The following is a 25,705-nucleotide window of genomic DNA, read 5'->3' as shown; positions in this document are numbered from 1 at the left end:
CGTCACCGCGTCAGGCCAGGCCCCGGCGGCTTGCCGACGGTGGGCGGTCGCCGCGGATCGAGGCCACCATGTCCAGCACCCGGCGGGTCGGGCCGACCTGGTGAGCCCGGAACACCCGGGCGCCCAGCCAGGCCGAGACCGCCGTCGCGGCGAGCGTCCCCTCCAGGCGTTCCGGCACCGGGAGGTCCAGGGACTCACCGATGAAGTCCTTGTTGGAGAGCGCCACCAGCACCGGCCAACCGGTGTCGGTCAGCTCGCCCAGTCGGCGAGTGATCTCCAGGGAGTGCCTGGTGTTCTTGCCGAAGTCGTGGGCCGGGTCGATGAGGATGCCGTCGGGGCGTACCCCGGCTGCGACCGCTCGCTTGGCGAGCCCGGTCACCGTCGCGACCACGTCGGTGACCACGTCGGTGAAGGCGGCCCGGTGCGGCCGGGTCCGGGGGACCAGGCCGCCGGCGTGCGAGCAGACCAGGCCCGCGCCGGTGCGCGCGGCCACCCGGGCCAGGGTCGGGTCTACACCCGACCAGGTGTCGTTGAGCAGGTCGGCGCCGGCCGCCACGGCCTCCGTCGCCACCTCGGCGCGCCAGGTGTCGATGGAGATCACCACCTCTGGGAACGCGACCCGGACGGCGGCGATGGTGTCCACCGTGCGGCGGATCTCCTCGACGACGTCCACCTCCGCGCCGGGGCCGGCCTTGACGCCGCCGATGTCGATGATCGCCGCACCCTCCGCCACGGCCCGCTCCACCGCGCGCAGCGCGCTGTCGGCGGCGTAGGTGGCCCCCCGGTCGAAGAACGAGTCCGGGGTGCGGTTGACGATCGCCATCACCACCAGCTCGTCGGGGGCGAACGTGCGCCCACCCAGCCGAAGCGCCCCGGCCATGCCCGCCTCCCGAGAGTCCGCCGTCGCTGCCACGTCGGCCGACCCCGACGCTAGTCGCTGGTCCGACCGCAACTCCGGGCGGCGTCGGTACGGATCGTGATCGGGACGGGTGGCGGGGTCGCTCCCGGCCGGCTGCCGTGCCACGATCAGTACATGGGTCAGCTTCTGCTCCTCCTGGTCGTGGCGTTGACGGTCGCGGCGGTGATATTCGGCGTGACGGTGCTGGTCAGCGGCCGTGATCCCGGTCTGGCGCCCGCCGAGCCGGATTCGCAGGCCGTGGCGCTGCCCGGCACCCGGCCACTGCGCGAATCCGACGTGGGGGCGGTCCGTTTCGACACCGCGTTGCGCGGGTACCGGATGTCCCAGGTCGATCAGGCGATGCGACGTGCCGCCTACGACATCGGCTACAAGTCGGAGCTGATCGGCGTACTGGAGGCGGAGGTCACCGCGTTGCGTGCCGGCCGTATCGACGACGCGGACGTGCTGCGCGACGCTCGTGTTCGGTCCGTCAGCAAGGCGACGACCGCGGACGCCGCCGAGTCCGACACCGCCGAGTCCACCACCGCCGAGTCCGACGCGGCGACGTCCGACGCGGCCGGGCCGCCGGCCGACGCGACCGGCTCCGGGGCTGCCCCGGTCGGCTCGACCAGCGCGGGCCTGGAACCCACCGCCACCGCGTCACCCGCGGATTCCGACGGTGTGGCGCCGGCCGCCGTGCCGTCCGGTGGTACGACGGGCGATCCTGAGCAGACCGACGGCGCCTCCGCCGACGGCACCGGGCAGCACGGCGCGACGGTTCGGTCGGAGTCGGCGTGACCGGCCCGGGGGGCGCCGACGATCTTCGGGAGGCCGCCCAACCCGGTGCTGGTGAGGTAACCGCCACGGTGATCGTCGACGCCCCCGCCGAGCGGGTCTTCGCCGCCCTGCTCGCCTGGGAGCGGCAGTCCGACTGGATCCCGTTCACGCGGGTGCGCGTGGTCGAGGGCGACGGGCGCGAGGGCAGCCGCATCGAGGCCGTGACGGCGCTCGGCCGGGCCGTGCTGCGCGACGAGATGCGGGTGGTCCGGGTCGACGAACCGTACGAGATCGGCGTGGTGCACTACGGGCAGTTGCTGCGCGGCCCGGGTGTGCTGCGCTGCACCCAGCTGGGTCGGGACCGTACCCAGGTCGTCTGGCACGAGTGGTTCCACCTGCCGGGCGGCCGGGCCGGTCGACTGGCGTGGCCGGTGCTCTGGCCCGGCTCCAAGCTCGGCCTCACCCAGGCGCTGAAGAGGTTCGCCCGTCTGGTCGAGCAGGGCCGGCTGCCCTGACCGCGCCGGCGGCCAGCCGGTGCCGGCGGCGGTGGGGTGTCGGAGCGATGCCCTAGCGTGTACGACGTGACTGACCTGGTGATCGGCGTCGACGGGCTGGCCCGCTGCGCCTGGGGGTCGAGCACCCCTGACTACGCCATCTACCACGACACCGAGTGGGGTCGGCCGCTGCGCGGAGACGACGCGCTCTACGAGCGGATGACGCTGGAGGCGTTCCAATCCGGGTTGTCCTGGCTGACCATTCTGCGCAAACGCCCGGCGTTCCGGCTGGCCTTCGACGAGTTCCACATCCCGACCGTCGCCGGATACTCCGACGCCGACGTGACCCGGCTGCTCGCCGACGCCGGCATCGTCCGCAACCGGGCCAAGATCGAGGCGGCGATCGCCAATGCCCGCGCCGCTCTGGAGGTGCCGGAAGGGTTGTCCGCGCTGCTCTGGTCCTACGCCCCGGAGCCCCGACCGGCCCGCCCCGCCTCGTTCGCCGAGCTGGCGCCGATCACCGCGGAGTCGACGGCGATGGCCAAGGCGCTCAAGAAGCGCGGCTTCCGGTTCGTCGGCCCGACCACCGCGTACGCGCTGATGCAGGCCACCGGCATGGTCGACGATCACATCGTCGGCTGTCACGTCACCCTTCCCGCGGCGACATGATGGGATGGCAGGCATGACGACCGAGACCGCGTACCGGGCCGGTGGATCCGGCCGTGCCGACGGCGTGGGCGCGTGGGCCGTGCTGCTGCCGGCCGAGCGGTACGAGGCCGAGCGGCTCGTGCACCACGACACGCTGGAGTTGACCGGGCTGACCGACAGCAGCCGGCCGAGCACGGGAGACCAGGTGGCGGTGCTCGTCGACGCGCCGCCACGGCTGGTCGCGCTCGGCCGGGTCCGCGCGCCGGGTCGCCGTCACCGCGAAGACCCGGACGACCCGCAGTCCTCGGTCGAGCCGGGGACGGTCGTGGTGTCGTACACCCGGCGGGTTTTCGACGAGCCGGTGCCGGCCGACCTGCTGACGCTCGACGGGCCGGTCACCGCGTTGGAGCCGGCGGCCTTCCGGGCGCTGGCCGACCAGCTCGGCCCGCCCCCGGAGCGGCGCACCTGGCTGGTCAGCCTCGACCTGCCGATCGAGGCCGGCACGCGGGCGGAGGCGGTCCGGCTGTTCTGGTCGTACGTGCAGGAGTTGGGTCCGCGTGAGCTGCCCGCCTTCGTCTCGCCGTCCGACGACGAGCTGGCCATGCAGGCGTTCGTGCTGGGCGCGGAGGCCAACCAGGACCCGGAAGAGGACGACTAGAACAGCTTGTCCACGCGTCCCCGCCAGTCGGCGAGGATCGGTCCCGGGTCGGTGTCCAGCACCCGTTCCAGCAGCGTGGCGTAGACGTCCCGGAAGTCGGTCGTGTATTTCAGGTCGCCGTCGTCGAGATCGGTGAGGCTCGGCGGTGCACCGTGCCAGCCGCCGCGCACCCCGGCACCCAGCAGCAGCACGTCCGAGGCGGTGCCGTGGTCGGTGCCGTCCGAGGCGTTGGCCCGGACGCGGCGGCCGAACTCGGAGTAGACCGCCACCACCACCTTCCGACCCGCCTCGGTGCGGCTCATCCGGTCGGCGAACCCGGTCAGCGCCCGGTCCACCTGACCCAGCAGGACGGCCTGCAACTGCTTCTCGTCGGCGTGCGTGTCGAAGCCACCGAGCGACACCGAGAAGGCCCGGGTGGACACTCCGGCCTCGACGCACTGCGCGACCAGGTCGAGTTGCGCGTCCAGCGGGGTGCGGGCACCGCCGGTCGCCGTCGCGGGCGCCTGCTCGCCGTCCGGTTCCGCCGCGTCCGGGTCGGCGGAGTCGCGTACCTGGCGGATCATCTCGTCCACCGACCGCAGGTCGGCGAAGCAGGCGGCGGCCCGGCCCCGGGCCGCCGACTCACCCGCCTCGGCGGCGGCGAGCGCGGTCAGTGTCTCGGCGGGCAGCCCCTTGGCGGCCTTCCGGTCGGCCACCGGCACGGCGGCGCCCGCGCTCCGCTCCCCGGCCAGCAGTGGCGGCAGCGCCGGCTCGAAGGAGACCGCCAGCCGGGGGTCGCCACCGACGGAGTCCAGCCAACGACCCAGCCAACCGGTGTTTCCCGGCCGGTCCGGCTGCGCGGTGTGCCAGATGTCCATCGACCGGAAGTGGCTGCGGTCCGGCTTCGGGTAGCCGACCCCGCGCACGATCGCCAGCCCACCGCCCGACCAGCGCCGGTGCAGACCGGCCAGTGCCGGGTTGAGGCCGAAGCCGTCGTCCAACCGCAGCACCTCCCCGTCGGGGTACGCCAGCTCGGGACGGGCCGCCCGGTAGGCCGGATCGCCGTACGGGATGACCGTGTTGAGCCCGTCATTGCCGCCGTAGAGGGTCACCAGCACCAGCGTGCGGGCCTCTGGATCACGGTCCCCGCCGGTGTCCAGCAGGTCCCGCAGGCGGTACGCGCCGGCGCCGGCGGCCAGCGCGCCCGCGCCGACCACCCCGCTGGTCAGCAGGAACCTGCGTCGGGTCTGGGTGTCCATGTCGACTCCTCCGCTCAGCTGACTGTGTATTCGGGACTGACCAGGCCGGCGGCCAGCAACTTGCGCGGATCGCCGGCCAGCGGGGTGAGGGCGGCCCGGGTACGCGCGCTCCAGCCGTCGACCACCAGCAGTCGCGCCAGCGCGTCCGGCCGGCCGGCGGTGGGCGCGGCGGTCAGCCGGGCCAGCACCGTGGGATTCACCGCGGCGGCGAGCATCCCGGCCGTCCGCAGCCGTGCCTGCAACGACGAGGTGGTCAGCCAGGCGGCCCCGGCCGGCCAGCCGCCCACGCTCGGCGGTCGCAGCGGCACCTGGTCGAGCGCGTTCAGGCCGGCCAGTAGTTGCTTGTGCTCCTGCTCGGGCAGGGCGGAGGGTCGGATGCCGAGCTGCCGCAGCGCCCCGACCAGCCACTCCACCGGCTGCTTGACGAGCGTGCCCCTGGTCTGGGCGAAGGCCGGTGCCGAGAGGATCGCCCGCAGGGTCGCGATGGTGTCCGCGCCGGCCAGGCCCTCCGGTGCCGGGACGTCGGTGCCGGCGTAGCGGAACCAGAGCCGGCCGGCCACGAACGTCGCCGCCGCGGGCTGGGCGGCCAGCAGCCCGGCGTACGCCTCGGCGTCGAACCGGCCGCTCTGCCCGAGGATGGTCTTCTCGCCGGGGTCGTGCCGCTTGGCCTCGAAGCGGGCCGTCCCGGTACGCCTGTCGACCACCCAGCCCGTCAGGGCGCGCGCGCCGGCCTTCACGTCGGCCTCGGTGTAGGCGCCGATGCCGAGGGTGAACAACTCCATCAGCTCGCGGGCCAGGTTCTCGTTCGGGGCCTTGCGGGTGTTCTTCTGCCCGTCCAGCCAGATGATCAGGGCGGGGTCGCGCACCATCGCGGTGACGAGCGGGGCCAGTGGCCCGCGTCCGTGCCGGCGCAGCGTGTCCAGTTGGCCCTGCATCACCCGGGCCGACTTGACCTTCTGCGCGCTTGTCGCCCAGTGCCCGTGCCAGAAGAAGAGCAGCTTCTCGCTCAGCCCGTCCTCGGCGGCCACCATCCGGTCCAGCCACCAGGCGGTGACCTGCTGGAGCTGCTTGCGCCGCTCCGCGTTGGCCTGCTGCCGCTGCTCGCGGGTGGAGTCCTTGGTCAGCCCGGCGTACGGGTCGGCGGACAGCGTGGGGATCGGCGTGGCCGCCGCACCCCGGTCCGTCGCGGGCGGGGTGAGCAGCCGGTCCAGGGTCGCTGCCGGACCGGCCCGCTCGGCGGCGTCCACCTCGTCTGCGGTCGGCCCGAAGGTGGCCCGGCGCAGCAGGTGCGCCACCGCTTCACGATCGCTCATACCGGCCGACGCTAGGCCGCCCGTGTTCGAGGACGGTAAGGGCGGCGTGCGAATCGCGTTCAGCGTCCCTCGAAGACCGGTTTCTGCTTGCCGACGAAGGCGAACGTGGCCGCCCGGTGGTCGGCGGTGGCACCGCAGATCGACTGGGCCTGCGCCTCGGCCGCGAGGGCGTCGGCGAGGGTGCCGGCGTCGGCGATGGAGAGCTGCCGCTTGATCGCCCCGTAGGCGACCGTCGGGCCGGCGGCGAGGCGGGCGGCCAGCTCCTGGGCGGTCGGCAAGACCAACTCGTCGTCATCCACCAGGCGGTTGAGCAGGCCGATCCGGCAGGCCTCCTCGGCACGGACGGGCTCGGCCAGCATCAGCAGCTCCACCGCCTTGGCGTGGCCGACCAGCCGGGGCAGGGTCCAGGAGGCGCCCGTGTCGGCGGCGAGGCCGACCTTGGCGAAGGCCATCAGGAAGCTGGTGGTCGGGCCACCGATGCGGATGTCGGCGAGGAAGGCCAGCGACGCGCCCGCACCGGCGGCCATGCCACGGACCGCGGCGATCACCGGCTTGGGCAGGTTGGCCAGCCGGGCGGCGATCGGGTTGTAGTGCGCCCGCACGGTGCCCAGGGGATCGTTCCCGGAGCTTTCCAGCGTCGCCACGTGCTCGCGCAGGTCCTGACCGGCGCTGAACGACCCGCCCGCCCCGGCCAGCACGACCGCCCGGCAGGACCGGTCGGTCTCCAGCTCCGCCAGGGCGTCCCGCAGCGCCTCCTTCAGCGCCACGTCGAGCGCGTTCATCGCGTTCGCCCGGTTCAGCGTGAGGGTGACGACGGCGTCGGTCCGGTCGACCAGCAGCGGCTCGGTCACGTGTCTAACGACCCTTCTGTCGGACGAGGCGGTTGCCGGCGTCGAGGCACTGTTCGACGTACCGGTCCGCGGCCGGACGCAGGCGGGCCGCGTGCCGGTCGAAGAAACTGGCCGCGGCGGTGCCGGGCCAGCGTTCGGGCAGCAGCGCCGGGGGTAGCTGCGGGTCCCGGAAGAGGAACGTACGCCACGCGTGCACCAGCCGGAACCGGGTCGCGTACGCCTCCTCGTCGCTGCTGCGCACGGTCACGGCGGAGAGCAGTGGGCGCTGGTCCGCGACGAACTGCTCGTAGGCGCGGCCGATCTCGGTCAGGTCCCATGCTCGCCGGACCACGCCCATCGCACCGGGGGTGCCGGCGAAGTGTGCGGCGTTGAACCGCTCGAACCGGATGCCGGCCTCGGCGAGGATCAGGTCGACGTCCTCGGCGGGACGGGTGGCGACCCAGGTCTGCTCGTCGAGCGTGCCGTAGCCGAGGAAGCTCAGGTTCGCGGCGAGCCGCTGGCGGTCCCGTCGGGAGCCCGGGGCCTCCAGCACCAGCAGATCGAACCGGCCGTCCCAGGTGACCCGGCCGGTCCGGTAGATCCGGGAGGCCGCCTCGTCGAGTCGTCGGGCGGCTTTCGGTGTGATCGAATATCCCGGTCCGGAGATCAACCGGAGCGGTTCGAGCCAGCCCTGACGCACCATCCGGGACACGGCGGTGCGAACGGCTGGCGGTGCGATTCCCAGCGGCGCCAGCAGTTTGACCAGGGCAGCAACCGGTGCGCGGCCACCCCTCGGTCGGAGGTGGTCGCCGTACAGGTCGAAGAGTGCCGACCGTGCCTGCATGACCGCACATTGTGACAGGCCTTCTCAAGATAAGCTAGATGCTGTTACATCAATGCTGCTCCGGTTTGGGTCCGGCGGTGTTCATCAGGGAAAATCGCTGTCGACACCCCCGCGACCGTTGCGGGTGGTCGTGACGAAGTGGCTGTGGGGCAACCCACCGACCCTGGTGTAGGTCTGAGGGGAGACAACATGGCGGCGATGAAGCCGCGGACGGGCGACGGTCCGCTGGAAGTCACCAAGGAGGGGCGGGGCATCGTCATGCGGGTCCCGCTGGAGGGCGGTGGCCGGCTCGTCGTCGAGATGACTCCCGACGAGGCCAACGCGCTCGGTGACGCGTTGAAGGCGGCGGCCGGCTGAGTAAGGAGTGGTCCGGGCGGCTCGCACCGCCCGGAGCGTTCCGTGACCCTGAGCCACCGGTACCGCCGGTGGCTCAGGGTCTTCATCACTGCGGGCAGGTGGGCTGAGTTCCGCTCCGCGACACTTTCCTGGAGGTACGGTTCCGCGTGCTCGCCATCCGTCTGATCGCCGAGCCCGACCGGCTCGACGTCCTCGTCCTGCCTGTCCGTCCCGTCGATCCGGCAGCCGGAGGTGACGCCTCGGCCGAGCCCGTGTCGACCGCCGCGGCCCCGCCGGACGACACGGCCGACGAGGCGACCGCACTGGTGTCGGCGGCCCGGCTGAACGGCCGAGCTGGCGAGATCCACACCCAACTGCGCCCCGGACGTACCCCCGGCCGGCTTCTGCTGCTCGGCATCGGCGACGGCGGCGAGGCAGCCTGGCGGACGGCCGGCGCGGCCCTGGCCCGGTCTGCCGCGAATGAGACGCATATCACCATCGCGCTGCCGGGCGAGCTGACTCCGGCCGCGGTGCGCGGGTTGACCGAGGGGCTGCTGCTCGCCTCGTACCGGTACCGGCTGACCGAGGCCGGCGACGCGCCGACGCTCGACGGCATCGACCTGCTGCTCGACGATCCGACCACGTTCGAGGCCACCGTCGCCACGGCCCGGACCACCGCGGCGATGACCCATCTCGCCCGTGACCTGACCAACACGCCCTCCTCGACGAAGACCCCGCAGTGGTTCGTCGACCAGGTGACGTCCGCCGCGGCCGACCTGCCGGACCTGCGACTGCGGGTTCGCGGCCCGGCCGAGTTGGCCGCCGAGGGCTTCGGCGGGATCCTCGCCGTGGGCGGCGGCTCGGCAAGTGGCCCCCGGCTGGTCGAGATGGACTGGCACCCCGCCGACGCGCGTACCCACGTGGTGCTGGTCGGCAAGGGCATCACCTTCGACACCGGCGGCATCTCGATCAAGCCGGTACCGGCGATGAAACTGATGCGCAAGGACATGGCCGGCGCGGCCGCGGTCGTCGCCGCCACCCTCGGTGCCGCCGCGCTGCGGCTGCCGGTGCGCATCACGACGCTCGCCCCGCTCGCCGAGAACATGGTCAGCGGCTCCGCGTTCCGCCCCGGCGACGTCATCCGGCACTACGGCGGCACGACGAGCGAGACGACCAACTCCGACGCCGAGGGCCGTCTGGTCCTCGCCGACGCCCTGGCGTACGCGGTGCAGCAGCTCGAACCGGACCTACTGCTCGACCTGGCCACCCTCACCGGCGCCAACGCCGTTGCGCTGGGCAAGCGCACCGCCGCGCTGTACAGCGAGAACGACCAACTGGCCGCGGACGTGCTGGCCGCGACCGAGGCGGCGGGCGAGTCGGCCTGGCGGATGCCGCTGCACAACGACTACGCCGAATACCTGGGCAGCGACGTCGCCGATCTCTACAGCGCGCCGACACAGGGTGCCGGTTCGGTGCTGGCCGCGCTCTACCTGCGCGAGTTCACCGGCGAGCTGCGGGACCGCTGGCTGCACCTGGACATGTCGGCCCCGTCCTGGGCGGACGGCGACCAGGCCGAGGTCAGCCGCGGCGCCACCGGTTGGGGCGTTCGGTGGTTGCTGCGCTGGCTGGCCAGCGTCGACTGACCCGGGTCAGCACTTCACCGCGGCGAGCACCCCGTGCCCGACCGGAAGCAGCGCGGGGATCCAGTGCTCCGACTCCCGGACCGCCTTGATCGTCTCGCGGACCGTCACCGTCTCCGCGTCCCGGGCGGCCGGATCACCGATCCGGCCGCTGGCCAACACGCCGTTGAGCGCGAGCACTCCGCCCGGTCGCAACAGCCGCAGTGCGGCTTCCACGCAGGCATGGAAGCCGGTGGCCTCCGCGTCCACGAAGACCAGGTCGTACGCGCCGTCGGCGAGCCGGGGCAGCACGTCGAGCGCCCGACCGGTGATGATCCGCGTACGGCCGGCCGCGAAGCCCGCCTCGGCGAAGATCCGCCGGGCGATCCGCTGATGCTCCACCTCCACGTCGATGGTGGTGAGCACACCGTCGGCGCGCATGCCGCGCAGCAACCAGACACCGCTCACGCCGGTGCCGGTGCCGATCTCCACCACCGCGCGGGCGTTGCCGGCGGCGGCCAGCAGCCGCAACGCCGCTCCCGCGCCCGGGGTGACCGCGTCGAGGCCCACCTCCAGGGCCAGGCTACGGGCGGTGCGCAGGACGAGATCCTCGGTGACGTACGACTCAGCGAACTGCTGAGCCTGGGCCGTCGAACTGCCGGTACCGGCGACCATGGCGATGGGGCACCTCCGGGGGCGGTGCGTGGTGCGGGGGCGGGTTGGCACTGTGAGCGTAGAGGCGACCGCCAGGGGGCGCAGCCGGGCCTCCGCCCGAAGCGATCGCCGGGGGCAACCGCTGACTCCACCGCGCGCATCCGTGCAATCCTGGAAGCGGTATCCCGTCAGCCGCGACCGAACCGGCCCGTGGCCGGGCGACGCGGCGCGGGATCCGGGGACGGACTGGGAGGCACCGACGTGACCGACGGCTGGGACTGGCGCCGGGGCGGTGAGACTCCGGCTCCGGCGCGACCGCCCGGGGCAGAGGCCCCGCCGGTGGGATCGCCATCCATGCCGGGGGCCGGCAGCACGCCTGCTGTGGTGCCACCGGGCAGCATGCCCGTAGTGGTGCCGCCGGGCAGCATGCCCGTCATGGGGCCGCCGGGGAGCACGCCCGTGGGGCCGCCGGGGGGTGCGCCAGTTGTGCCGCCGGCAGGCGTGCCGGCAGCCGGATACCCGCCGGTGCCGCCCGTGGGGCCGTCACCGGGTTGGCCGGTACCTGTCGCGGGCGGACCCGGGACGGCCGGGGCGTCGCCCTGGTGGTCGGACGCGCTCGCCGATCCCTGGCGGGACCCGGCCGCGCCGACCGCGGTGGTGGTGCCGGGGGTGGTGGCGGCCGGTTCCGAGCCCGAGCCGGTCACCGATCCGGACGCGCCGGGTCGACCGACGCTACGCCAACTGCTGCTCATTCCCGTGATCACCGCGCTGCTGGCCGGCACCCTCGGCGGGGCGCTGGGCTACGCGTTCGCGGTTCGCGGCGGGGCTGCCGGAGTGGTGCTCGGCGGTGCGCCGGCAGAGCCCCCCGCGCTGGCCCAGCGCAAGCCGGAATCGCTTGCCGGTGTCGCCGAACGTGTCCTGCCCAGCGTGGTCACCGTCCGCGTGAGCAGCCTCGGCGGGACCAGCGAGGGCTCCGGCTTCGTCGCCACCGCCGACGGCCACGTGATCACCAACGACCACGTGGTGGCCGGCGGCAGCGGCAAGGCCTCGGTGGTCTTCAACGACGGCAGCACCGCGCCGGCGACAATCGTCGGTCAGGATCCGGAGTCGGACATCGCGGTGATCAAGGTGAGCCGTAGCGGGCTGCGACCTGTGGAGTTCGGCGATTCCGACGCCCTGGCCGTCGGTGACCCGGTGCTCGCCATCGGCTCGCCGCTGTCGCTGGCCAACACGGTCACCGCCGGCATCGTGAGTGCCCTGGACCGGACGATGCAGGCCGGCGAGCCCGGTGGTCCGATCCGCTACTACGCGGCGATCCAGACCGACGCGGCCGTCAACCACGGCAACTCGGGCGGGCCGTTGGTCGACGGCGCCGGGCGGGTGGTCGGGGTGAACTCGACAATCAAGTCACTTGTCGCCGAGGGGCAGGAGGCGGGCAACATCGGGCTCGCCTTCGCCATCCCGATCAACCAGGCCAAGCGGGTGACCCAGGACATCATCGGCACCGGCAAGGCCCGGCGTACGGTGATCGGTGCCCGGGCGGACGGCCCGACCGGGGTCGCCGGGGGTGGCCTGCGGCTGGCGGAGGTGGCGCCGTCCGGCCCGGCGGACAGCGCCGGGTTGAAGGTTGGTGACGTCATCCTCAAGATCAATGGTCGGCCGATGACCGAGCCGACGGACCTGACCGCGTTGGTTCGCAAGTTCGCGCCGGGCTCGGTGGTATCCGTCGAGTTTCGACGGGGCTCCGACCGGCAGAACACCTCGGTAACTCTCGCCGCCGACGCGAAGTGAACACGGCTCACCCCTTGCTCGAACGCCGCCTGGCGTGCGTAGTCTTGCTGCTGACGCGGAGAGGAGGCCAGCGGGATGTTCGAGAACCTGAACTGGTGGGAGATCGGGGCGCTGCTGCTCCTGGCGCTACTGATCTTCGGTGATCGGCTGCCCGCGGTCATCAACGACGGCTTGCGGCTGGTGCGCAACCTGCGAAACATGGCCCGCAACGCCACCGGCGACCTGAGTCGTGAGCTGGGCACCGACATCCAGCTGGAAGACCTGCACCCGAAAGCCTTCATCCGCAAGCACCTCCTCAGCGAGGAGGACGAGGCGGCGATCCGCAAGCCGTTGCAGGGCGTCTACGACAACCTCCGCGCGGACGTCAGCGGCGTGCACGACGACCTGAAGGACGTGGCCAGCGCCGCCGACCTGCGGTCGAACGGGACGCGGCCCACCACGGCCACCGGCAGCACCACCCCGGCACCCCGCGCCAGCTACGACGACGCCACCTGACCGACCCGCGCCCGCCCGGCCCGCCCCCCGGCCCGCCCGCCCGGCCCGCCCGCCCGGCCCGCGCTCGCGATCGACCGGCCCCGCCCGCGCTCGGTGCCTTGATCGACTCGATTTTCAGGAATTCGGCCCCTCAACCGGCCCAGGACGCCGCGACTTTCAGAAACCCGAGTCGATCACGCGGCGGTGCCGGCTACGCGGCGGTGCCGGCTACGCCGGGGCTGTGCCGGCTGCGGCCACCCACCGACACGACTCAGCCCGCCGGCCAACAGCGGCCGACGGGCTGGCGGTGGGACGTGGTGGTCAGCGGCCGGCGGGCTTCAGACCGAGCGGCTTGCCGAGCAGCGACTCACGGCGCAGCGCGAGCCGGTCGGCGATGGTGCCGAGGGCCTGCGCGGCCGGGGACTCCGGCTCGGCCAGCACGATCGGGTTGCCCGCGTCGCCGGCCTCACGGACCCGGGTGTCCAGCGGGATCTGACCGAGCAGCGGCACCTGAGCGCCGATGGTCCGGCTCAGCGACTCGGCGACGGCCGTGCCGCCCCCGGAGCCGAAGATCTCCATCCGGGAGCCGTCCGGAAGCTCCAGCCAGGACATGTTCTCGATGACGCCGACCACCCGCTGGTGGGTCTGCAGGGCGATCGCGCCGGCCCGCTCGGCCACCTCGGCGGCGGCGGTCTGCGGGGTGGTGACGATCAGGATCTCCGAGTTGGGGAGCAGTTGGGCCAGCGAGATGGCCACGTCACCCGTGCCCGGGGGAAGGTCGAGCAGGAGCACGTCCAGGTCGCCCCAGTAGACGTCCGCCAGGAACTGCTGCAACGCCCGGTGCAGCATCGGGCCGCGCCACACCACGGCGGCGTTGCCCGAGGTGAACATGCCGATGGAGATCACCTTCACGCCGTGCGCCTGCGGCGGCATGATCATGTCTTCGACCCGGGTGGGCCGGGCCTCCGTGCCGAGCATCCGGGGCACCGAGTGGCCGTAGATGTCCGCGTCGACCACGCCGACGGAGAGCCCACGAGCGGCGAGCGCCGCCGCCAGGTTGACCGTCACGCTGGACTTGCCGACGCCACCCTTGCCGCTGGCCACCGCGTACACGCGGGTGCGGGAGCCGGGCTGCGCGAACGGGATGACGGGCTCCTCGGTGGCGGCGCCGCCACCGCGCAGCTGCGACTGCAACGACTGTCGTTGCTCGGGGGTCATCACCCCAAAGTCGATCTCCACACCGGTCACTCCGGGCACCGCGGCGAGCGCGGTGGTGATGTCCGTACGCAGCTTGTCCTTGAGCGGGCAACCGGCGACGGTGAGCAGCAGCTCGACGCGTACGACGCCGCTGGCAGCGATCGTGGCGGAGCGGACCATGCCCAGCTCGGTGATGGGCCGGCGGATCTCCGGGTCGTTGACGGTGGCCAGGGCGGCCTGGATCGCGTCCTCGACGGTGCTCACGGGTGCTGACATGCCCGCAATGCTACGTCGCGGGGCATCCGTTGCCGCTGCTGCCCGGGGTGGTGTGAGCCAATCGATGACCCCACGGATCAGCCCTCCGGCAGGCGCGGCCCGGTGCCGTCCGGCCGGACGTCCCGGGTGAAGTCGCCGTCCAGGTCGTCGCGCGGCTCGTCCAGGCCGACACCGTCGGTCGGCCGGTGGCTCCGCTTCTCCTGCCGGCTGTCCCGGTCCTGCTGGCGGCGTTCCAGGCGTTGCCGGCGTTGCCCCGCCTCGTCCAGCTCCTCGGCCAGCCGGGTCAGCTCGGAGCGGAGGAAGTCGCGGGTCGCCACCTCACCCAACGCGATCCGCAGTGCCGCGATCTCCCGCGCCAGGTACTCGGTGTCCGCCTTCTGCGCGGTGGCTCGCCGCCGGTCCTCCTCCAGGGCCACCCGGTCCCGGTCGGCCTGCCGGTTCTGCGCCAGCAGGATCAGCGGCGCCGCGTAGCTGGCCTGCAACGACAGCACCAGGGTCAAGAACGTGAAGGTGTACGGGTCGAAGCGCAGGTCCGCCGGGGCCAACGTGTTCCAGAGGAACCAGATCGTGATCACCACCGTCATGACGACGATGAAGTTCGCGGTGCCCATGCCCCGGGCGATGCCCTCCGACCACCTGCCGAACGCTTCCGCGTCGAACCGGGGCAGCTTGATGCCCCGGGGCTCACGCGGTTGGTCGAGGCGTTCGTTCCGCCGCCGCTCAGCCATCCGCGCCGTCCAGCGTCGCGTCGGTGGTGCCCGGGGCGGCCAGGGCGTCGCGGTCCCGCCAGTCCCGGGGGAGCGAGTGGTCCAGCACGTCGTCCACCGTCACGGCGCCGACCAGCCGGTTGCTCCGGTCGATCACCGGCATGGCGACCAGGTCGTAGGTGGCCATCCGACGGGTGATCTCCGGCAGCGGGGTGGTCGGGCGCAGTGGGTCGATGTCGTTGACCACCACCTTGCCCAGCAGGTCGGCCGGTGGTTCACGCAGCAGCGCCTGGAAGTGCACCATGCCCAGGTAGCGACCGGTCGGGGTGTTCTGTGGCGCCCGGGTCACGAAGACCTGCGCGGCGACGGCGGGGGAGAGCTGCGGTTCCCGGATCCGGGCCAGCGCCTCGGCGACGGTGGCGTCCGGCGGGAGGATGACCGGCTCCGAGGTCATCACACTGCCCGCCGTGCCGGGGGTGTACTTCAGGAGCTGGCGCACCGGGTCGGCCTCGTCCGGCTCCATCAGGTCCAGCAGCACGTCCTGCTCCGGTGGGGGCAGCTCGTTGAGCAGGTCGGCCGCGTCGTCCGGGTCCATCTCCTCCAGTACGTCCGCGGCCCGTTCCCGGTCCAGTGCGGCGAGGATCTCCACCTGGTCGTGCTCCGGCAGCTCGCTGAGCACGTCGGCCAGCCGCTCGTCGTCCAGTGCGGCAGCCACCTCGTTACGCCGTGCGTCGGGCAGGTCCTGAAGCGCGTTGGCCAGGTCGGCGGGGCGCATGTCCTCCAGGACGGCGAGCAGGTTGGCCGTACCCCGGTTGTCGGCGATGCCGCTGAGCCCGCGCACCCGGTCCCACTCGACCTGGTGCAGGTGGCCGCGGCGGCTGAGCCGGCCGGTCTGCTCCCGTACGGCGACGCGGGTCAACGACCACTCACCGCCGCGGGTGCACTCCATCGCGACGTCCACGACGGCGCCGGGCTGGCCGCCCGGGTCGAGCTGCACCCGCCGGTCGAGGAGTTCCTGGAGGACCAGCAGCTCGTTCGGGCGCTTCTCGAAGCGGCGCAGGTTGAGGGTGCCGGAGCCGAGCACGACGGCGTCCGCGTCGATGGAGGTGATCCGGTTGATGGACAGGAAGATCCGGCGACGCATCGGCATCTCGGCGACGAGACCCACCACCTCCGGGGGGCGCTTGGTCGCCCGCAGCCGGGCCACGGCGTCGCGAACCCGCCCCACCTGGTCACCGTTCGGGTCGAAGACGGCGACTCCGGCGAGACGGGCGATGTAGACCCGGGTCGGCGTGCTCACGGGCACCAGCCTAAGCGCCTAGTGTTTATCAACATGTCGACCTTGGCCTACGAGATCGTGGACGTCTTCACCGACCGCCCCTTCGCCGGCAACCCGCTGGCCGTGGTGTTCGGCGCGGAGGCGCTGGCCACCGAGCAGATGCAGGCGCTCGCGCTGGAGTTCAACCTGTCCGAGACGGTGTTCGTGCTGCCACCGACCCAGTTCGGTGCCACCTACCGGGCCAGGATCTTCACGCCGGTCGAGGAGTTGCCGTTCGCGGGGCACCCGAGCGTCGGCGCGGCGGTGACCGCGAGCCGGCGGGGCATGTTCGGTGTGGGGCAGGTCACCCAGGAGTGCCATGCCGGAGTGCTGCCGATCGAGGTGACCGCGACCGGGGCGACGCTGACCGGTGGCACCCCGACCCTCGGCCCCGAGTTGGACCCGGAGCCGTTGCTGGAGATCGCCGGGTTGACCGCGGACGACCACGTCGGTCCCGCTCCCCGCGTCGCGGGCTGCGGGCTGGAGTTCCCGTACCTGCCGGTGCGTCCGGAGTCGGTGGCCCGCGCGCGGGTGAACGCGGCGGCGGCGCAGCGGTACGGGGTGTCGCACGTCAGCGTCTTCTCCTGGGACGCCGCCACGCAAACCGCGCACGCGCGGGTGTTCGTGCCGGGGATGGGCGTCCCGGAGGACCCGGCGACCGGCTCGGCGGCGCTCGGCCTCGGCGTCTGGCTGGTGGCGACCGGGCTGCTGCCCGGTGTGGGGCTGTCGGAGTACGCGGTGCGTCAGGGTGTGGAGATGAACCGCCCGTCCGCGCTGGCGTGCACGGTCACCGCGGTGGACGGGGTGGCGGTCGGCGCGACGGTCGCCGGTCAGGTGATGCCGGTGGCCCGGGGCGAGATCACCGTCCCGCCCTTCGTGGGGTGAGCTGGGGTGCCGATGCGGGAGGATGCGGGTGTGACGGACGAGAACGCCCCCGGGGGCACACCGCTTGTCGACGAGGCGATGAAGAAGGCCGCCGTGGCCTGGGTCAGCGTGTCCGGCGGGCCGGCGCTCGCCCTTTGGTGCGCCCCACTGGAGGGCGCGCTGCTGGTGGTCTCCGGGCCGGGCGAGCAGGCCGCGCCGGGGCTGGCCGACGCGACCGAGGCGCAGGTCACCCTGCGCGGCGATCACGGCGGTCGGATCGTCACCTGGCCGGCCCGGGTGAGCCGGGTGCTGCCGGGCACCGAGGCGTGGGACACCGCCGCGCCGCTGGTCGCGGCGAAGCGCCTCAACGCACCGGGTCCGACCGCCGACCTGGTGGCCCGCTGGGCATCCGACGGGTGCGCGGTGAACCGGCTCACCCCGGCGGGTACGTCGCTGGCCGGCGCGGACCTGCCCGCCGACGCCCAGGCCGAGCCACCCCGGCCCACCCCGGCGGTCCGGGCCACCCGCAAACCGTTCCGCCTGCACCGGGTCCGTCGCCGCTGACGGCGACCGCCCACGAGGGGGCCGCCGCCGCTGCTGGGGTCAGCCGGCCGGGACCACGTCGACGTAGCTGTCGACAAGGGTGAGCACCTCACCCAGTGCGCCGAGCGTGGGGCCTTGCCAGTCCAGGTCGGCGTTGAACACCATGTGCGTGGCCAGGTCCGGCGCGGCGAGTCGGACGGCGGTCATCCCGGCCCGCTCGGCGCCGGTCAGCTCCTGGCTGCCGCCGTCACCGACGTAGAGGCAGTCCGCCGGCGCCAGCCCGAGCCGCTGGCAGGCGGTCAGGTAGAGCACCGGATCCGGCTTGCATCGCCCGACCTGCACCGAGAACACCCGCACGTCGAGCAGTGGGGCGACCGCGAGTTGGGGCAGGAAGGCCGGCAGCTCGTGCGTACAGTCGCTGATCACGCCGGTCCGCAGGCCGCGTTGGCGCAGGGCCGCCAGGACGGGCACGGCCTCGGCCCGCAGCCAGGTGTCCGCGCGGACCGCCCGGTGCCGGGACGCCACCGCCGCCCGCACCGCGTGGTCGCTGGGGTGTACGCCGGCCTGGGCGCAGACCCAGCGCAGGGTCGCCTCCGCGTCGCCGAGCCGGCCGCTGGCCCGCTCGTAGTAGGTGCGGTTCAGCACCTCGGTCAGGATCTCGGTGGGACACCCGAGGAGCTCGGCGGTGCCGACGTGCGCGACACCGCGCTGCACCGAACGGGTCAGGGTGCCGAAGAAGTCGAACAGGACCGCCTGGTAGCTGGGCATGGCAAAACGCCTCCGGCCGGTCGAGGGTCGCCGGCGCGAACCCGCGTGATCGTAACGGAGTGCTGACGGTCCGTGTTGTCCGTCATACGTGTGAGGATTACGTCCCGTGTCCCCACCTCCGCACCGTCCGTCCCCGGACCTGTCGACCACCGGCGCGGTCGGCCTGGCCGTGGTCGCCGTGTCGTCGTCCGCGCCGCTGATCGCGTACGCGGCCGCTCCCGCGCTGGCCATCGCGTTCTGGCGCAACCTGCTCGCGGTGGCCGTGCTGAGCCCCTTCTCGTTGGCCCGGCGCCGCGCCGAGTTCCGCAGGTTGACCGTGGGGGCGGGACGGCGGGAGGGCCTGTTCTGCGTTCTGGCCGGGGTCGCGCTCGCCGGGCACTTCGCCACCTGGGTGCCGAGCGCCCAGCTCACCTCGGTTGCCACGTCCACCGCCCTGGTCGCCACGCAGCCGGTCTGGCAGGGGCTGATCGCCCGCGCCCAGGGGCGGCGGTTGCCCCGGGTGGTGTGGCTCGGCATCGCGGTGGCGGTCGGCGGTGCGGCGATCACCACCGGGACGGACGTGGGTGTCTCCGGCGCGGCCGTCCTCGGTGACGTGCTGGCGCTGACCGGCGGCGTGTTCGCGGCCGGCTACACCGCCTTCGGCGAGCGGGCCCGCGCCAGCATCAGCACCACCACGTACACCACCATCTGCTACGGGATCTGCGCGCTGATCCTGCTGCTGGTGTGCCTGGTCGGCGGCGTACGGCTGACCGGGTTCGACGGGCACACGTGGCTGGCCATCCTGGCCCTGGTGGCCGGTGCCCAGCTGCTCGGGCACTCGATGTTCAACTACGCCCTGCGGAAGATCTCGGCGACCACGGTGAGCGTGCTGATCCTGCTGGAAGCCCCCGGCGCGGCCCTGCTCGGCTGGGCGTGGCTGGGGCAGCTGCCCCGCCCGTACGCGCTTGTCGGGATGGCGCTGCTGCTGGTCGGGGTGGCGGTGGTGGTGCTCGGCGGTGGTCGGGCCGCTCGCCGGGTCGCGCCGACCGCGCTGCCGACCGACCCGACCCCGCTGGCCGACTGACCGCGCGACGGCGCTGCGGCGAGGTGAGGAACCTGGACACTGGTTCCCTCCGCGGCGGACCCGCCCGGCGTCTATCCGGGTGAGGAGGGCGATCCGTTGACGACTGAGGACCGCACCCGGGACGGCTTCGTCGATTTCGTCCGGGCGGAGACCGCCGGGCTGACCCGGTTCGCGTACCTGCTGACCGGCGATCGGCACCACGCCGAGGACCTGGTCCAGGTCGCGCTGGCTCGGGTCGCCGTGCGCTGGGAGCGGATCGAGGACCCACCCGCGTACCTGCGTCGGGTGCTCTGCACCCAGGCCGCCAGTTGGTGGCGCTGGCGGCGGGCTCGCCCGGCGGAGCGGCTGGGCGGGGCGCTGCCGGAACGATCCGGTCCGGATGACGACGCCGATCTGCGCCTGGTGCTGTCGGCGGCGTTGGCCCGGCTGACCGTGCGGCAGCGTGCGGTCCTCGTGCTGCGCTACTACGAGGACCGCACCGAGACGGAGACCGCGGAACTGCTCGGCTGCCGGGTCGGCACCGTGAAGAGTCAGACCCGCCACGCCCTCGGCCGACTCCGCGTCCTCGCCCCCGAACTGGCCGAACTCGTCGGCCGTGACCCGCAGGAGGTGGCCCGGTGACCGCCCGACTCTCCGCGGCGCTGCGCCGCCTCGCCGACGACGTGCCGCCGGCGCGCGTACCGGAGGGGCTCTTCGACGCGGCGCGGACCCGGCACCGCCGTCGCCGGGCCGTCGTCGCCGGCGCGCTCGCCGTCCTGGTCCTCCTTCTCGGCACCGGGTACGCGCTGCACCCGGTGGCCCTGCCGCTGCCCGCGGGCCCGCGGCACGAGACCCCGGGCCTGCCCACCAGGCTCGTCGACCCGCCGCTGCGGACCGCCTCGGTCGGCTACTCGGCACCTGGCGTGGCGGCGATGCTCTTCGGTGGTCCCGCCGTGCGCACCAACTGGTTCGAGACCCGGATGGGTGTGGTGGCCGCCGACGACGACCGGTACCGCGTGCTGAACGGCGATCCGGCCGTCGCGGGTTTCGAGGCGATGCTCTCCCCGGACGGCCGGTACGTCTGGGTGGGCGATTCCCTCCTCGACCTGACGTCGGGGAAGACCACCCCGGATCGCCCGAACGGCTTTCCGCTCGCCTTCGCGCCGAACGGGAAACGGTTGGTCTACGCCGACGACGACACCACGTTCACGTCCCCGAACACCTACGCCACCCCGTACGTGGGGGTCTACGACCGGGATCGTGGGACGGACGTGCTGCGGGTGCCGGTCGGCACCACCTGGGTCCCGCCAGGGCGCACGGCCGCGCTGTCGTCGGACGGCGGCGATCTCGCCCTCCAGATCCGCGACGAGGTCTGGCTGACCCGGGTGGGCGACGCGGGCGCGGATCGGGTCGCCACGCCGTACCGGAAGCTGCCGCTGGCGGGCGGGCGGCTCGCCGGGGCCGGGTCGTGGTTGCCGGACGGCCGTTCGGTGGCTGTCCTCGGCCGGTCCACCTGTACCGACTGCCCGGTTCCGTCCTACCGAAGAACCTGGACACTGTCGGTGCGGTCCGCAGCCGACGGCACAACGCTGGCCGGCGCGGCGTTCCCAACGTTGCGCTCCCGTTCGTTCGTGCAGCTGCTGGGCTGGCGCTCGGCGGACGAGGCGGTCGCGTTGGTCGGTGTGCCGGGTCCGGAGGCGGTGGACAGCCCGGAGGAGCACGACATCGCCTGGGGGCCGTATCACGAGGTCGGCACGGAGGCGGTGGAGCTGGTGGCGCTACGTCGGGGGGCGACCGCGCCGGAGGTGCTCTTCCGGACGCCGGAGGGCATCACCGACCTGTCGGTCGCCGCCGACCTCGCGATCCGCGGCGCGGTACGCGAGTCCGGCCCCCCCCACTACGGGCCACCGCCGTTCTGGGCGCTCGTGGTGGGGTTCGTCCTGGCGGTTCTCGTCATCCGGGCCGTGCTGTCGCTGCTGCGCCGCTGGCGCGGCCCGCGAGGGCTCGGACCTAGACCTCGTGCACCTCGATGACCCGGGTGGTCGGCGCGGTGTCACCGAGAGTGGCACGCAGGGCCGTCCGCTCCGGGTCGACGAGGAACGACTCGTAACCGGCCCGTCCGTCGAAGCGGATCACGTGCACCTCGGTCTGCCCGTCGGTGCCGCGCAGCCGCCGGTCCAGGTGGCCGCCGTGCCGCCCGAGCAGGGCCAGCACGGCGTCCTCGTAGCGCCGCCCGGTGGCCTCGGCCCCGGCGGGAAACTCGACGAGCGCGACGAGCGTCAGCATGCCGCCCACGTCAGTCGAGACCGACGGCCTTGGCGCTGGCCTCCCACAGCCGGGCGGCCAGGTGTGGATCGGCTGCCTTCCGGTACGGGCGACGCACCCGACGGTCGATGTAGTAGGCGCCGTCGACGAGTCGGGAACGGTCCTGACCGGCCAGCCAGACCAGGGTTTCGGCGGCCTTCTCCGGGCTGCGGAACGGAATGATCCGCATGCCGAACGCCACCAACCTGCTGTCGTTCGCGAACCGGGTGCGCACCACCCCGGGGTGGAAGCTGTACGCGGGAACGTCCGGCCAGCGCCGCGCCGCCTCGGCGGCGAACAGGACGTTCGCCTGCTTGCTGGTGCCGTACGCGCCCATCGAGCGGTAGCCGCGCAGCGGGGCGTTCAGGTCGTCCGGGTCGAGTGCGCCGAATCGGTGTGCGCCGGAGGCGGTCACCACGATCCGGCCCAACCGGTCGGCGAGCAGGTTGGTCAGCAGGAACGGGGCGAGGTGGTTGGCCTGGATCGACATCTCGAAGCCGTCGACGGTGCGCAGGGGTTGCAACGCGATCGCGCCGGCGTTGTTGGCGAGCACGTCGATCCGGTCGTACGCGGCCCGGAGTTGCTCGGCCAGTCGGCGCACGTCGTCGAGGCTGGCGAAGTCGGCCCGGAACAGCTCCGGACGCTCGCCGGAGGCCTCCCGTACCCGAACGGCTGCGGCCTGCAGGCGGGCCGGGTCCCGCCCGACCAGCACCACCCGGTCACCCCGGCACGCCAGGTGCACGGCGGCGGCCAGGCCGATGCCGGAGCTGGCCCCGGTCACCACCACCAGTCGACGCCCAGTGAGATCTTCCACAGGTCCATTCACCCCGGTCATGGCGCGAGGTTACCGTGGCGTCACAACGCCCTTTAGGATCGTTAAGTTTTCGTGGGTGGCGTCGGCGTGCCCGCCGGACGCTGGAAGGAGCGCATCCATGGCCGCAGTCGGTCGTCCCCGCCGGTCGTGCCTCGCCGTGCCGGGTTCCAGCGTCAAGATGCTCGGCAAGGCACAGGGGCTGCCCGCCGACCAGGTCTTCCTGGACCTGGAGGACGCCGTCGCCCCACTGGCCAAGCCGGACGCGCGCAAGAACATCGTGGCCGCGCTCAACGAGGGCGACTGGGCCGGCAAGACCCGGGTCGTGCGGGTCAACGACCTGACCACCCCGTGGACCTACCGGGACGTCATCGAGGTCGTCGAGGGCGCCGGCGCGAACCTGGACTGCGTCATGCTGCCGAAGGTGCAGACCGCCGAGCAGGTGCACTGGCTGGACCTGCTGCTCACCCAGATCGAGAAGACGCTCGGCCTGGAGGTCGGCCGGATCGGCATCGAGGCGCAGATCGAGAACGCCGCCGGTCTGGTGAACGTGGACGCGATCGCCGCCGCCTCGCCGCGCGTGGAGACCATCATCTTCGGCCCGGCCGACTTCATGGCGTCCATCAACATGAAGTCGATGGTGGTCGGCGGCCTGATCCCCGACTATCCGGGCGACCCGTACCACTACATCCTGATGCGGATCCTGATGGCCGCCCGGATGCACGACAAGCAGGCCATCGACGGCCCGTTCCTGCAGATCCGGGACGTCGACGCGTTCCGCGCGGTGGCCAAGCGCTCGGCGGCGCTGGGCTTCGACGGCAAGTGGGTGCTGCACCCGGGTCAGATCGACGCCGCCAACGAGGTCTACCAGCCGGCGCAGGCCGACTACGACCACGCCGAGCTGATCCTCGACGCGTACGACCACTACACCTCCGAGGCCGGCGGCAAGCTGGGCGCGGTGATGCTCGGCGACGAGATGATCGACGAGGCCTCCCGCAAGATGGCGCTCGTCATCGCCGCCAAGGGCCGGGCCGCCGGGATGAGCCGAACCTCGTCGTTCACCCCACCGGCCGAATGACCGGTCGGGCCGGGACGACCGCCGCCGGCCGTCGGTCCGGCCCGACAGTCGGCGGTACGTCGACCCCGCCCGTCGGTCAGTAGCTGCTGTCGCTGCTCGCGCCCGTGGTGACCGCGAGGATGATCGCGCCAACGTAGAAGAGGATCAGCAGCCCGAGCAGCCCGGTGAGGATCCACCCGACGATGATGGCGGCCTTCGCCATCCCCGCACCGCCCTCGCCGCTGAGCCGGATCTGTTTCTGCGCCACGTGCCCGAGGATCGCGCCGACCGGCGCGGTGATGCAGGACGCGATACCGACGAGCGCGAGCACCAGCGCCGCGATCGCCATCCCGTTGGTCTTCTGCGGGTAGCCGTAGCCGGGGTACTGCGGGGGATAACCGGGTGGGCCGTAGGCCGGCGGTGCGTAACCCTTCATCGGCTCACCGAACGGCGGCTGGCCCCCGGCGTACGGGTCGACCGGCGCGTACGGGTCGGCAGGGCCGGGTTGGGCGGGCACCGGCTGACCGGCCACGAGGGTCGGATCCGGTGCGTGGCTCGACGGCTGGGCCGACCACGTGGGGTCGGACCAGTTGCCGGGCGGCGGGGGATTGGTCATGCGAGCTCTCTCCGTCAGGTCGGGTGCGCCGTCAGGGTAGCCAGGGGTGACCAAACCCGTTGCCCCCACTACCGGGTGCCGCGTTGCTCGGACCGGTCCTAACGGGCAGGATCCTGGCATGGCATTCGACGCGCGCGCCGCGGACCGTTCCGGCAGCCGACCCAGACGGGACGTCAGCCGCCCGGGTGGGGCCCGGCGCGCCCGCGCGGCCACGCCGGCGGGCAGCCCGGGCCCGGATGAGCCGGTCGCGCTCGCCGACCCGGTGACCATGCGCCTCGACGGGCGGGTCGCCCTGGTGACCGGGGCGGGCAGCCCGGACGGCATCGGGTACGCCACCGCCCGGCGCCTCGCCGACCTGGGCGCGCGCGTGGCCATCGTCTCCACCACCCGGCGCATCCACGAGCGGGCGACCGAGCTGGGGGTGACCGGATTCGTCGCGGACCTCACCGACGAGTCCGAGGTCGGCGCGCTGGCCGACGCGGTCGCCGAGCAGTTGGGCGACGTCGAGGTGCTGGTCAACAACGCCGGCCTGGCCAGTCGAGCCAGCCAGGGGGTGCTGCGACCGGTCGCCCAGCTGACCTACGACGAGTGGCGCGGCGAGATCGACCGCAACCTGTCCACCGCGTTCCTGTGCAGTCGGGCGTTCATCGGTGGGATGGCCGAGCGGGGCTGGGGCCGGATCGTCAACCTGTCGGCCACGGCCGGCCCGGTCAACGCCCTGCCCACCGAGGCCGCGTACGCGGCGGCGAAGGCCGGGGTCGTCGGGCTGACCCGGGCGCTGGCCATGGAGATGATCGCGGACGGGGTGACCGTCAACGCGGTGGCGCCCGGCACCATCTACACCGCGGCGTCCACGATGGCCGAGATCAAGCAGGGGCTGGGCACGCCGGTGGGTCGACCGGGCACTCCGGACGAGGTCGCCGCCGCGATCAGCTTCCTCTGCTCGCCGGCCGCCTCGTACATCACCGGTCAGATGCTCGTGGTGGACGGCGGCAACAGCGTCCGCGAGGCCCGGTTCCGCTGACCGGCGCGGCGGGTCAGTAGCCCCCGCTGTCGCCGGTGTTACCGAGAGCCACCAGGGCCAGCCAGCCACAGCAGGCCAGCACGGTGAGCCCGGTGAACACGTACCCGAGGATCAGCCCCCAGGTGGCGAGCTGGTCGCCCTCCTCGCCGCTGGTGCGGATCTGCCGCTTCGCGACGTGACCGAGCACGGCGCCGGCCGGCGGAAAGACGAAGGCGAAGACCAGCGACAGGATCGCCAGCACGTTGGTGCCCCGACCCGGTCCGGACGGCGGCGGGCCGTACTGGGCGTAGGGGCCCTGCGGGGGGTACGGCGGCTGCTGACCCCAGTGCCCCGACTGGTGCGGCCCCTGCTGCCCGTACGGCGATGGTTCGTCGGCTGGCGGCCCGTACGGTGAGCGTTCCGTCGGCAGCTCGAACGCCGGCTGGTCCGGCTGCGGCGCGTACGGCGACTGGCCGGCCGGCGGCGGCGCGTACGGCGACTGGTCCCGGGGTGGCTCGTAGGGTGACGGCGGTTGCTCGTCTGCTGGTGGTCCCGACGGCGGCGGGTGGCTCACGCGCTGTCCTCCTCCTGCCGGTGCCGGAAAAGTCCCTCTTGCCGGACGCTA

29 protein-coding genes are annotated in these 25,705 nt (G+C 73.1%); 15 read left to right on the top strand and 14 right to left on the bottom strand.

What is annotated here, in order from left to right:
* Positions 1-10: 10 nt before the first annotated feature.
* Positions 11-880, bottom strand: coding sequence for a dihydropteroate synthase (folP, locus tag AB0O48_RS03430; protein ID WP_357572078.1), 870 nt, complete (start codon positions 878-880; stop codon positions 11-13).
* Positions 881-1,033: 153 nt separating this feature from the next.
* Here folP and AB0O48_RS03425 point away from each other — a divergent pair, with 153 nt between their 5' ends.
* From AB0O48_RS03425 to AB0O48_RS03410, 4 genes are all read left to right on the top strand, one after another.
* Positions 1,034-1,696, top strand: a complete 663-nt coding sequence (locus AB0O48_RS03425) for a DivIVA domain-containing protein (RefSeq protein WP_357572079.1) — start codon at positions 1,034-1,036, stop codon at positions 1,694-1,696.
* Positions 1,693-2,190: an SRPBCC family protein gene (locus AB0O48_RS03420; protein WP_357572080.1), complete on the top strand. Its 498-nt coding sequence runs from the start codon at positions 1,693-1,695 to the stop codon at positions 2,188-2,190. The genes AB0O48_RS03425 and AB0O48_RS03420 overlap by 4 nt, the downstream gene beginning before the upstream one ends.
* A 66-nt stretch (positions 2,191-2,256) precedes the next feature.
* Positions 2,257-2,838, top strand: a complete 582-nt coding sequence (locus tag AB0O48_RS03415; RefSeq protein ID WP_357572081.1) for a DNA-3-methyladenine glycosylase I — start codon at positions 2,257-2,259, stop codon at positions 2,836-2,838.
* 13 nt (positions 2,839-2,851) lie between these two features.
* The gene (locus tag AB0O48_RS03410) at positions 2,852-3,475 is read left to right on the top strand and encodes a hypothetical protein (RefSeq protein ID WP_357572082.1); all 624 of its coding nucleotides are present in this window, start codon (positions 2,852-2,854) and stop codon (positions 3,473-3,475) included.
* On the opposite strand, the gene AB0O48_RS03405 is transcribed toward AB0O48_RS03410, so the two are convergent.
* The 4 genes from AB0O48_RS03405 to AB0O48_RS03390 are packed head-to-tail and all read right to left on the bottom strand — an operon-like array spanning position 3,472 to position 7,700.
* Positions 3,472-4,713, bottom strand: coding sequence for a DUF1501 domain-containing protein (locus AB0O48_RS03405; RefSeq protein WP_357241089.1), 1,242 nt, complete (start codon positions 4,711-4,713; stop codon positions 3,472-3,474). The two genes, AB0O48_RS03410 and AB0O48_RS03405, sit on opposite strands and share 4 nt — an antisense overlap.
* Before the next feature lie 14 nt (positions 4,714-4,727).
* Positions 4,728-6,026: a DUF1800 domain-containing protein gene (locus AB0O48_RS03400; protein ID WP_357572083.1), complete on the bottom strand. Its 1,299-nt coding sequence runs from the start codon at positions 6,024-6,026 to the stop codon at positions 4,728-4,730.
* A gap of 59 nt (positions 6,027-6,085) precedes the next feature.
* Positions 6,086-6,877 (bottom strand): enoyl-CoA hydratase-related protein, encoded by a 792-nt coding sequence (locus tag AB0O48_RS03395; RefSeq protein ID WP_357241095.1) that lies wholly within the window; start codon positions 6,875-6,877, stop codon positions 6,086-6,088.
* Between the two features lie 4 nt (positions 6,878-6,881).
* Positions 6,882-7,700 carry a PaaX family transcriptional regulator C-terminal domain-containing protein gene (locus AB0O48_RS03390; protein ID WP_357241098.1) on the bottom strand — a complete coding sequence of 273 codons (819 nt, stop codon included), beginning with the start codon at positions 7,698-7,700 and terminating at the stop codon, positions 6,882-6,884.
* A gap of 189 nt (positions 7,701-7,889) precedes the next feature.
* On the opposite strand from AB0O48_RS03390, the gene AB0O48_RS03385 reads away from it, so the two are divergent.
* Together AB0O48_RS03385 and AB0O48_RS03380 are read left to right on the top strand one after the other, a co-directional pair.
* Positions 7,890-8,057, top strand: coding sequence for a DUF3117 domain-containing protein (locus AB0O48_RS03385; protein WP_007455245.1), 168 nt, complete (start codon positions 7,890-7,892; stop codon positions 8,055-8,057).
* Positions 8,058-8,203: 146 nt separating this feature from the next.
* Positions 8,204-9,679: a M17 family metallopeptidase gene (locus tag AB0O48_RS03380; RefSeq protein WP_365062603.1), complete on the top strand. Its 1,476-nt coding sequence runs from the start codon at positions 8,204-8,206 to the stop codon at positions 9,677-9,679.
* A 6-nt stretch (positions 9,680-9,685) separates the two neighbouring features.
* Here the strand turns inward: AB0O48_RS03380 and AB0O48_RS03375 are convergent, their stop codons facing one another.
* Positions 9,686-10,330 (bottom strand): O-methyltransferase, encoded by a 645-nt coding sequence (locus tag AB0O48_RS03375; RefSeq protein ID WP_357241104.1) that lies wholly within the window; start codon positions 10,328-10,330, stop codon positions 9,686-9,688.
* Positions 10,331-10,843: 513 nt separating this feature from the next.
* On the opposite strand from AB0O48_RS03375, the gene AB0O48_RS03370 reads away from it, so the two are divergent.
* Positions 10,844-12,100 (top strand): trypsin-like peptidase domain-containing protein, encoded by a 1,257-nt coding sequence (locus AB0O48_RS03370; protein WP_357241107.1) that lies wholly within the window; start codon positions 10,844-10,846, stop codon positions 12,098-12,100.
* Positions 12,101-12,175: 75 nt separating this feature from the next.
* Positions 12,176-12,595 carry a preprotein translocase subunit TatB gene (locus AB0O48_RS03365; protein ID WP_357241110.1) on the top strand — a complete coding sequence of 140 codons (420 nt, stop codon included), beginning with the start codon at positions 12,176-12,178 and terminating at the stop codon, positions 12,593-12,595.
* Positions 12,596-12,895: 300 nt separating this feature from the next.
* Here AB0O48_RS03365 and AB0O48_RS03360 read toward each other — a convergent pair whose 3' ends face one another.
* The 3 genes from AB0O48_RS03360 to AB0O48_RS03350 form a co-directional block, all read right to left on the bottom strand.
* Positions 12,896-14,047, bottom strand: a complete 1,152-nt coding sequence (locus AB0O48_RS03360; RefSeq protein WP_357241113.1) for an Mrp/NBP35 family ATP-binding protein — start codon at positions 14,045-14,047, stop codon at positions 12,896-12,898.
* A gap of 77 nt (positions 14,048-14,124) precedes the next feature.
* Entirely contained in the window at positions 14,125-14,775 is a 651-nt protein-coding gene (locus tag AB0O48_RS03355) for a DUF1003 domain-containing protein (protein WP_365062599.1), read from the bottom strand.
* Positions 14,768-16,054 (bottom strand): CBS domain-containing protein, encoded by a 1,287-nt coding sequence (locus tag AB0O48_RS03350; RefSeq protein WP_357241119.1) that lies wholly within the window; start codon positions 16,052-16,054, stop codon positions 14,768-14,770. Before AB0O48_RS03350 ends, AB0O48_RS03355 begins: the two co-directional genes overlap by 8 nt.
* Positions 16,055-16,087: 33 nt before the next feature.
* Between AB0O48_RS03350 and AB0O48_RS03345 the strand changes: the two genes are divergently transcribed.
* Together AB0O48_RS03345 and AB0O48_RS03340 are read left to right on the top strand one after the other, a co-directional pair.
* On the top strand, positions 16,088-16,957 hold the full coding sequence (locus AB0O48_RS03345; RefSeq protein ID WP_357572085.1) for a PhzF family phenazine biosynthesis protein: 870 nt from the start codon (positions 16,088-16,090) through the stop codon (positions 16,955-16,957).
* Positions 16,958-16,969: 12 nt separating this feature from the next.
* Positions 16,970-17,500 carry a hypothetical protein gene (locus tag AB0O48_RS03340; protein ID WP_357241125.1) on the top strand — a complete coding sequence of 177 codons (531 nt, stop codon included), beginning with the start codon at positions 16,970-16,972 and terminating at the stop codon, positions 17,498-17,500.
* 39 nt (positions 17,501-17,539) lie between these two features.
* Here the strand turns inward: AB0O48_RS03340 and AB0O48_RS03335 are convergent, their stop codons facing one another.
* A complete protein-coding gene (locus AB0O48_RS03335) occupies positions 17,540-18,247 on the bottom strand; it encodes an HAD family hydrolase (RefSeq protein ID WP_365062595.1) in 708 nt (235 codons plus the stop codon).
* Between the two features lie 106 nt (positions 18,248-18,353).
* On the opposite strand from AB0O48_RS03335, the gene AB0O48_RS03330 reads away from it, so the two are divergent.
* The 3 genes from AB0O48_RS03330 to AB0O48_RS03320 all read left to right on the top strand — a co-directional run bounded on the left by AB0O48_RS03330 (position 18,354) and on the right by AB0O48_RS03320 (position 21,322).
* Complete coding sequence (locus AB0O48_RS03330; protein WP_357241131.1) at positions 18,354-19,310, top strand: DMT family transporter; 957 nt, start codon at positions 18,354-18,356, stop codon at positions 19,308-19,310.
* Positions 19,311-19,406: 96 nt separating this feature from the next.
* Complete coding sequence (locus tag AB0O48_RS03325; RefSeq protein ID WP_357241134.1) at positions 19,407-19,931, top strand: SigE family RNA polymerase sigma factor; 525 nt, start codon at positions 19,407-19,409, stop codon at positions 19,929-19,931.
* The gene (locus AB0O48_RS03320) at positions 19,928-21,322 is read left to right on the top strand and encodes a hypothetical protein (RefSeq protein WP_365062592.1); all 1,395 of its coding nucleotides are present in this window, start codon (positions 19,928-19,930) and stop codon (positions 21,320-21,322) included. Before AB0O48_RS03325 ends, AB0O48_RS03320 begins: the two co-directional genes overlap by 4 nt.
* Here the strand turns inward: AB0O48_RS03320 and AB0O48_RS03315 are convergent.
* Entirely contained in the window at positions 21,300-21,575 is a 276-nt protein-coding gene (locus tag AB0O48_RS03315) for a hypothetical protein (protein ID WP_357241140.1), read from the bottom strand. The genes AB0O48_RS03320 and AB0O48_RS03315 overlap by 23 nt on opposite strands.
* Before the next feature lie 10 nt (positions 21,576-21,585).
* Positions 21,586-22,407, bottom strand: coding sequence for an SDR family NAD(P)-dependent oxidoreductase (locus tag AB0O48_RS03310; RefSeq protein WP_357242345.1), 822 nt, complete (start codon positions 22,405-22,407; stop codon positions 21,586-21,588).
* Between the two features lie 118 nt (positions 22,408-22,525).
* On the opposite strand from AB0O48_RS03310, the gene AB0O48_RS03305 reads away from it, so the two are divergent.
* A complete protein-coding gene (locus tag AB0O48_RS03305; RefSeq protein ID WP_357241143.1) occupies positions 22,526-23,482 on the top strand; it encodes a CoA ester lyase in 957 nt (318 codons plus the stop codon).
* A gap of 76 nt (positions 23,483-23,558) precedes the next feature.
* Here AB0O48_RS03305 and AB0O48_RS03300 read toward each other — a convergent pair whose 3' ends face one another.
* Positions 23,559-24,077 (bottom strand): DUF4190 domain-containing protein, encoded by a 519-nt coding sequence (locus tag AB0O48_RS03300; protein ID WP_357241146.1) that lies wholly within the window; start codon positions 24,075-24,077, stop codon positions 23,559-23,561.
* Between the two features lie 118 nt (positions 24,078-24,195).
* Between AB0O48_RS03300 and AB0O48_RS03295 the strand changes: the two genes are divergently transcribed.
* Positions 24,196-25,101 carry an SDR family NAD(P)-dependent oxidoreductase gene (locus tag AB0O48_RS03295; protein WP_357241149.1) on the top strand — a complete coding sequence of 302 codons (906 nt, stop codon included), beginning with the start codon at positions 24,196-24,198 and terminating at the stop codon, positions 25,099-25,101.
* A gap of 13 nt (positions 25,102-25,114) precedes the next feature.
* On the opposite strand, the gene AB0O48_RS03290 is transcribed toward AB0O48_RS03295, so the two are convergent.
* A complete protein-coding gene (locus tag AB0O48_RS03290; RefSeq protein ID WP_357241152.1) occupies positions 25,115-25,654 on the bottom strand; it encodes a DUF4190 domain-containing protein in 540 nt (179 codons plus the stop codon).
* Positions 25,655-25,705: the final 51 nt, after the last annotated feature.

The organism is Micromonospora sp. NPDC085948 (assembly GCF_040686315.1).
Classification (GTDB): Bacteria; Actinomycetota; Actinomycetes; order Mycobacteriales; family Micromonosporaceae; genus Micromonospora.
This window is presented reverse-complemented; position numbering and strand designations above follow the sequence as displayed.

Excerpts from the sequence above, each read along its gene's own strand:
- folP (WP_357572078.1), bottom strand. The coding sequence starts at position 880 with ATGGCCGGGGCGCTTCGGCTGGGTGGGCGCACGTTCGCCCCCGACGAG.
- AB0O48_RS03425 (WP_357572079.1), top strand. The coding sequence starts at position 1,034 with ATGGGTCAGCTTCTGCTCCTCCTGGTCGTGGCGTTGACGGTCGCGGCG.
- AB0O48_RS03410 (WP_357572082.1), top strand. The coding sequence starts at position 2,852 with ATGACGACCGAGACCGCGTACCGGGCCGGTGGATCCGGCCGTGCCGAC.
- AB0O48_RS03405 (WP_357241089.1), bottom strand. The coding sequence starts at position 4,713 with ATGGACACCCAGACCCGACGCAGGTTCCTGCTGACCAGCGGGGTGGTC.
- AB0O48_RS03400 (WP_357572083.1), bottom strand. The coding sequence starts at position 6,026 with ATGAGCGATCGTGAAGCGGTGGCGCACCTGCTGCGCCGGGCCACCTTC.
- AB0O48_RS03390 (WP_357241098.1), bottom strand. The coding sequence starts at position 7,700 with ATGCAGGCACGGTCGGCACTCTTCGACCTGTACGGCGACCACCTCCGA.
- AB0O48_RS03385 (WP_007455245.1), top strand. The coding sequence starts at position 7,890 with ATGGCGGCGATGAAGCCGCGGACGGGCGACGGTCCGCTGGAAGTCACC.
- AB0O48_RS03375 (WP_357241104.1), bottom strand. The coding sequence starts at position 10,330 with ATGGTCGCCGGTACCGGCAGTTCGACGGCCCAGGCTCAGCAGTTCGCT.
- AB0O48_RS03365 (WP_357241110.1), top strand. The coding sequence starts at position 12,176 with ATGTTCGAGAACCTGAACTGGTGGGAGATCGGGGCGCTGCTGCTCCTG.
- AB0O48_RS03360 (WP_357241113.1), bottom strand. The coding sequence starts at position 14,047 with ATGTCAGCACCCGTGAGCACCGTCGAGGACGCGATCCAGGCCGCCCTG.
- AB0O48_RS03355 (WP_365062599.1), bottom strand. The coding sequence starts at position 14,775 with ATGGCTGAGCGGCGGCGGAACGAACGCCTCGACCAACCGCGTGAGCCC.
- AB0O48_RS03345 (WP_357572085.1), top strand. The coding sequence starts at position 16,088 with ATGTCGACCTTGGCCTACGAGATCGTGGACGTCTTCACCGACCGCCCC.
- AB0O48_RS03340 (WP_357241125.1), top strand. The coding sequence starts at position 16,970 with ATGCGGGAGGATGCGGGTGTGACGGACGAGAACGCCCCCGGGGGCACA.
- AB0O48_RS03335 (WP_365062595.1), bottom strand. The coding sequence starts at position 18,247 with ATGCCCAGCTACCAGGCGGTCCTGTTCGACTTCTTCGGCACCCTGACC.
- AB0O48_RS03315 (WP_357241140.1), bottom strand. The coding sequence starts at position 21,575 with ATGCTGACGCTCGTCGCGCTCGTCGAGTTTCCCGCCGGGGCCGAGGCC.
- AB0O48_RS03305 (WP_357241143.1), top strand. The coding sequence starts at position 22,526 with ATGGCCGCAGTCGGTCGTCCCCGCCGGTCGTGCCTCGCCGTGCCGGGT.
- AB0O48_RS03300 (WP_357241146.1), bottom strand. The coding sequence starts at position 24,077 with ATGACCAATCCCCCGCCGCCCGGCAACTGGTCCGACCCCACGTGGTCG.
- AB0O48_RS03295 (WP_357241149.1), top strand. The coding sequence starts at position 24,196 with ATGGCATTCGACGCGCGCGCCGCGGACCGTTCCGGCAGCCGACCCAGA.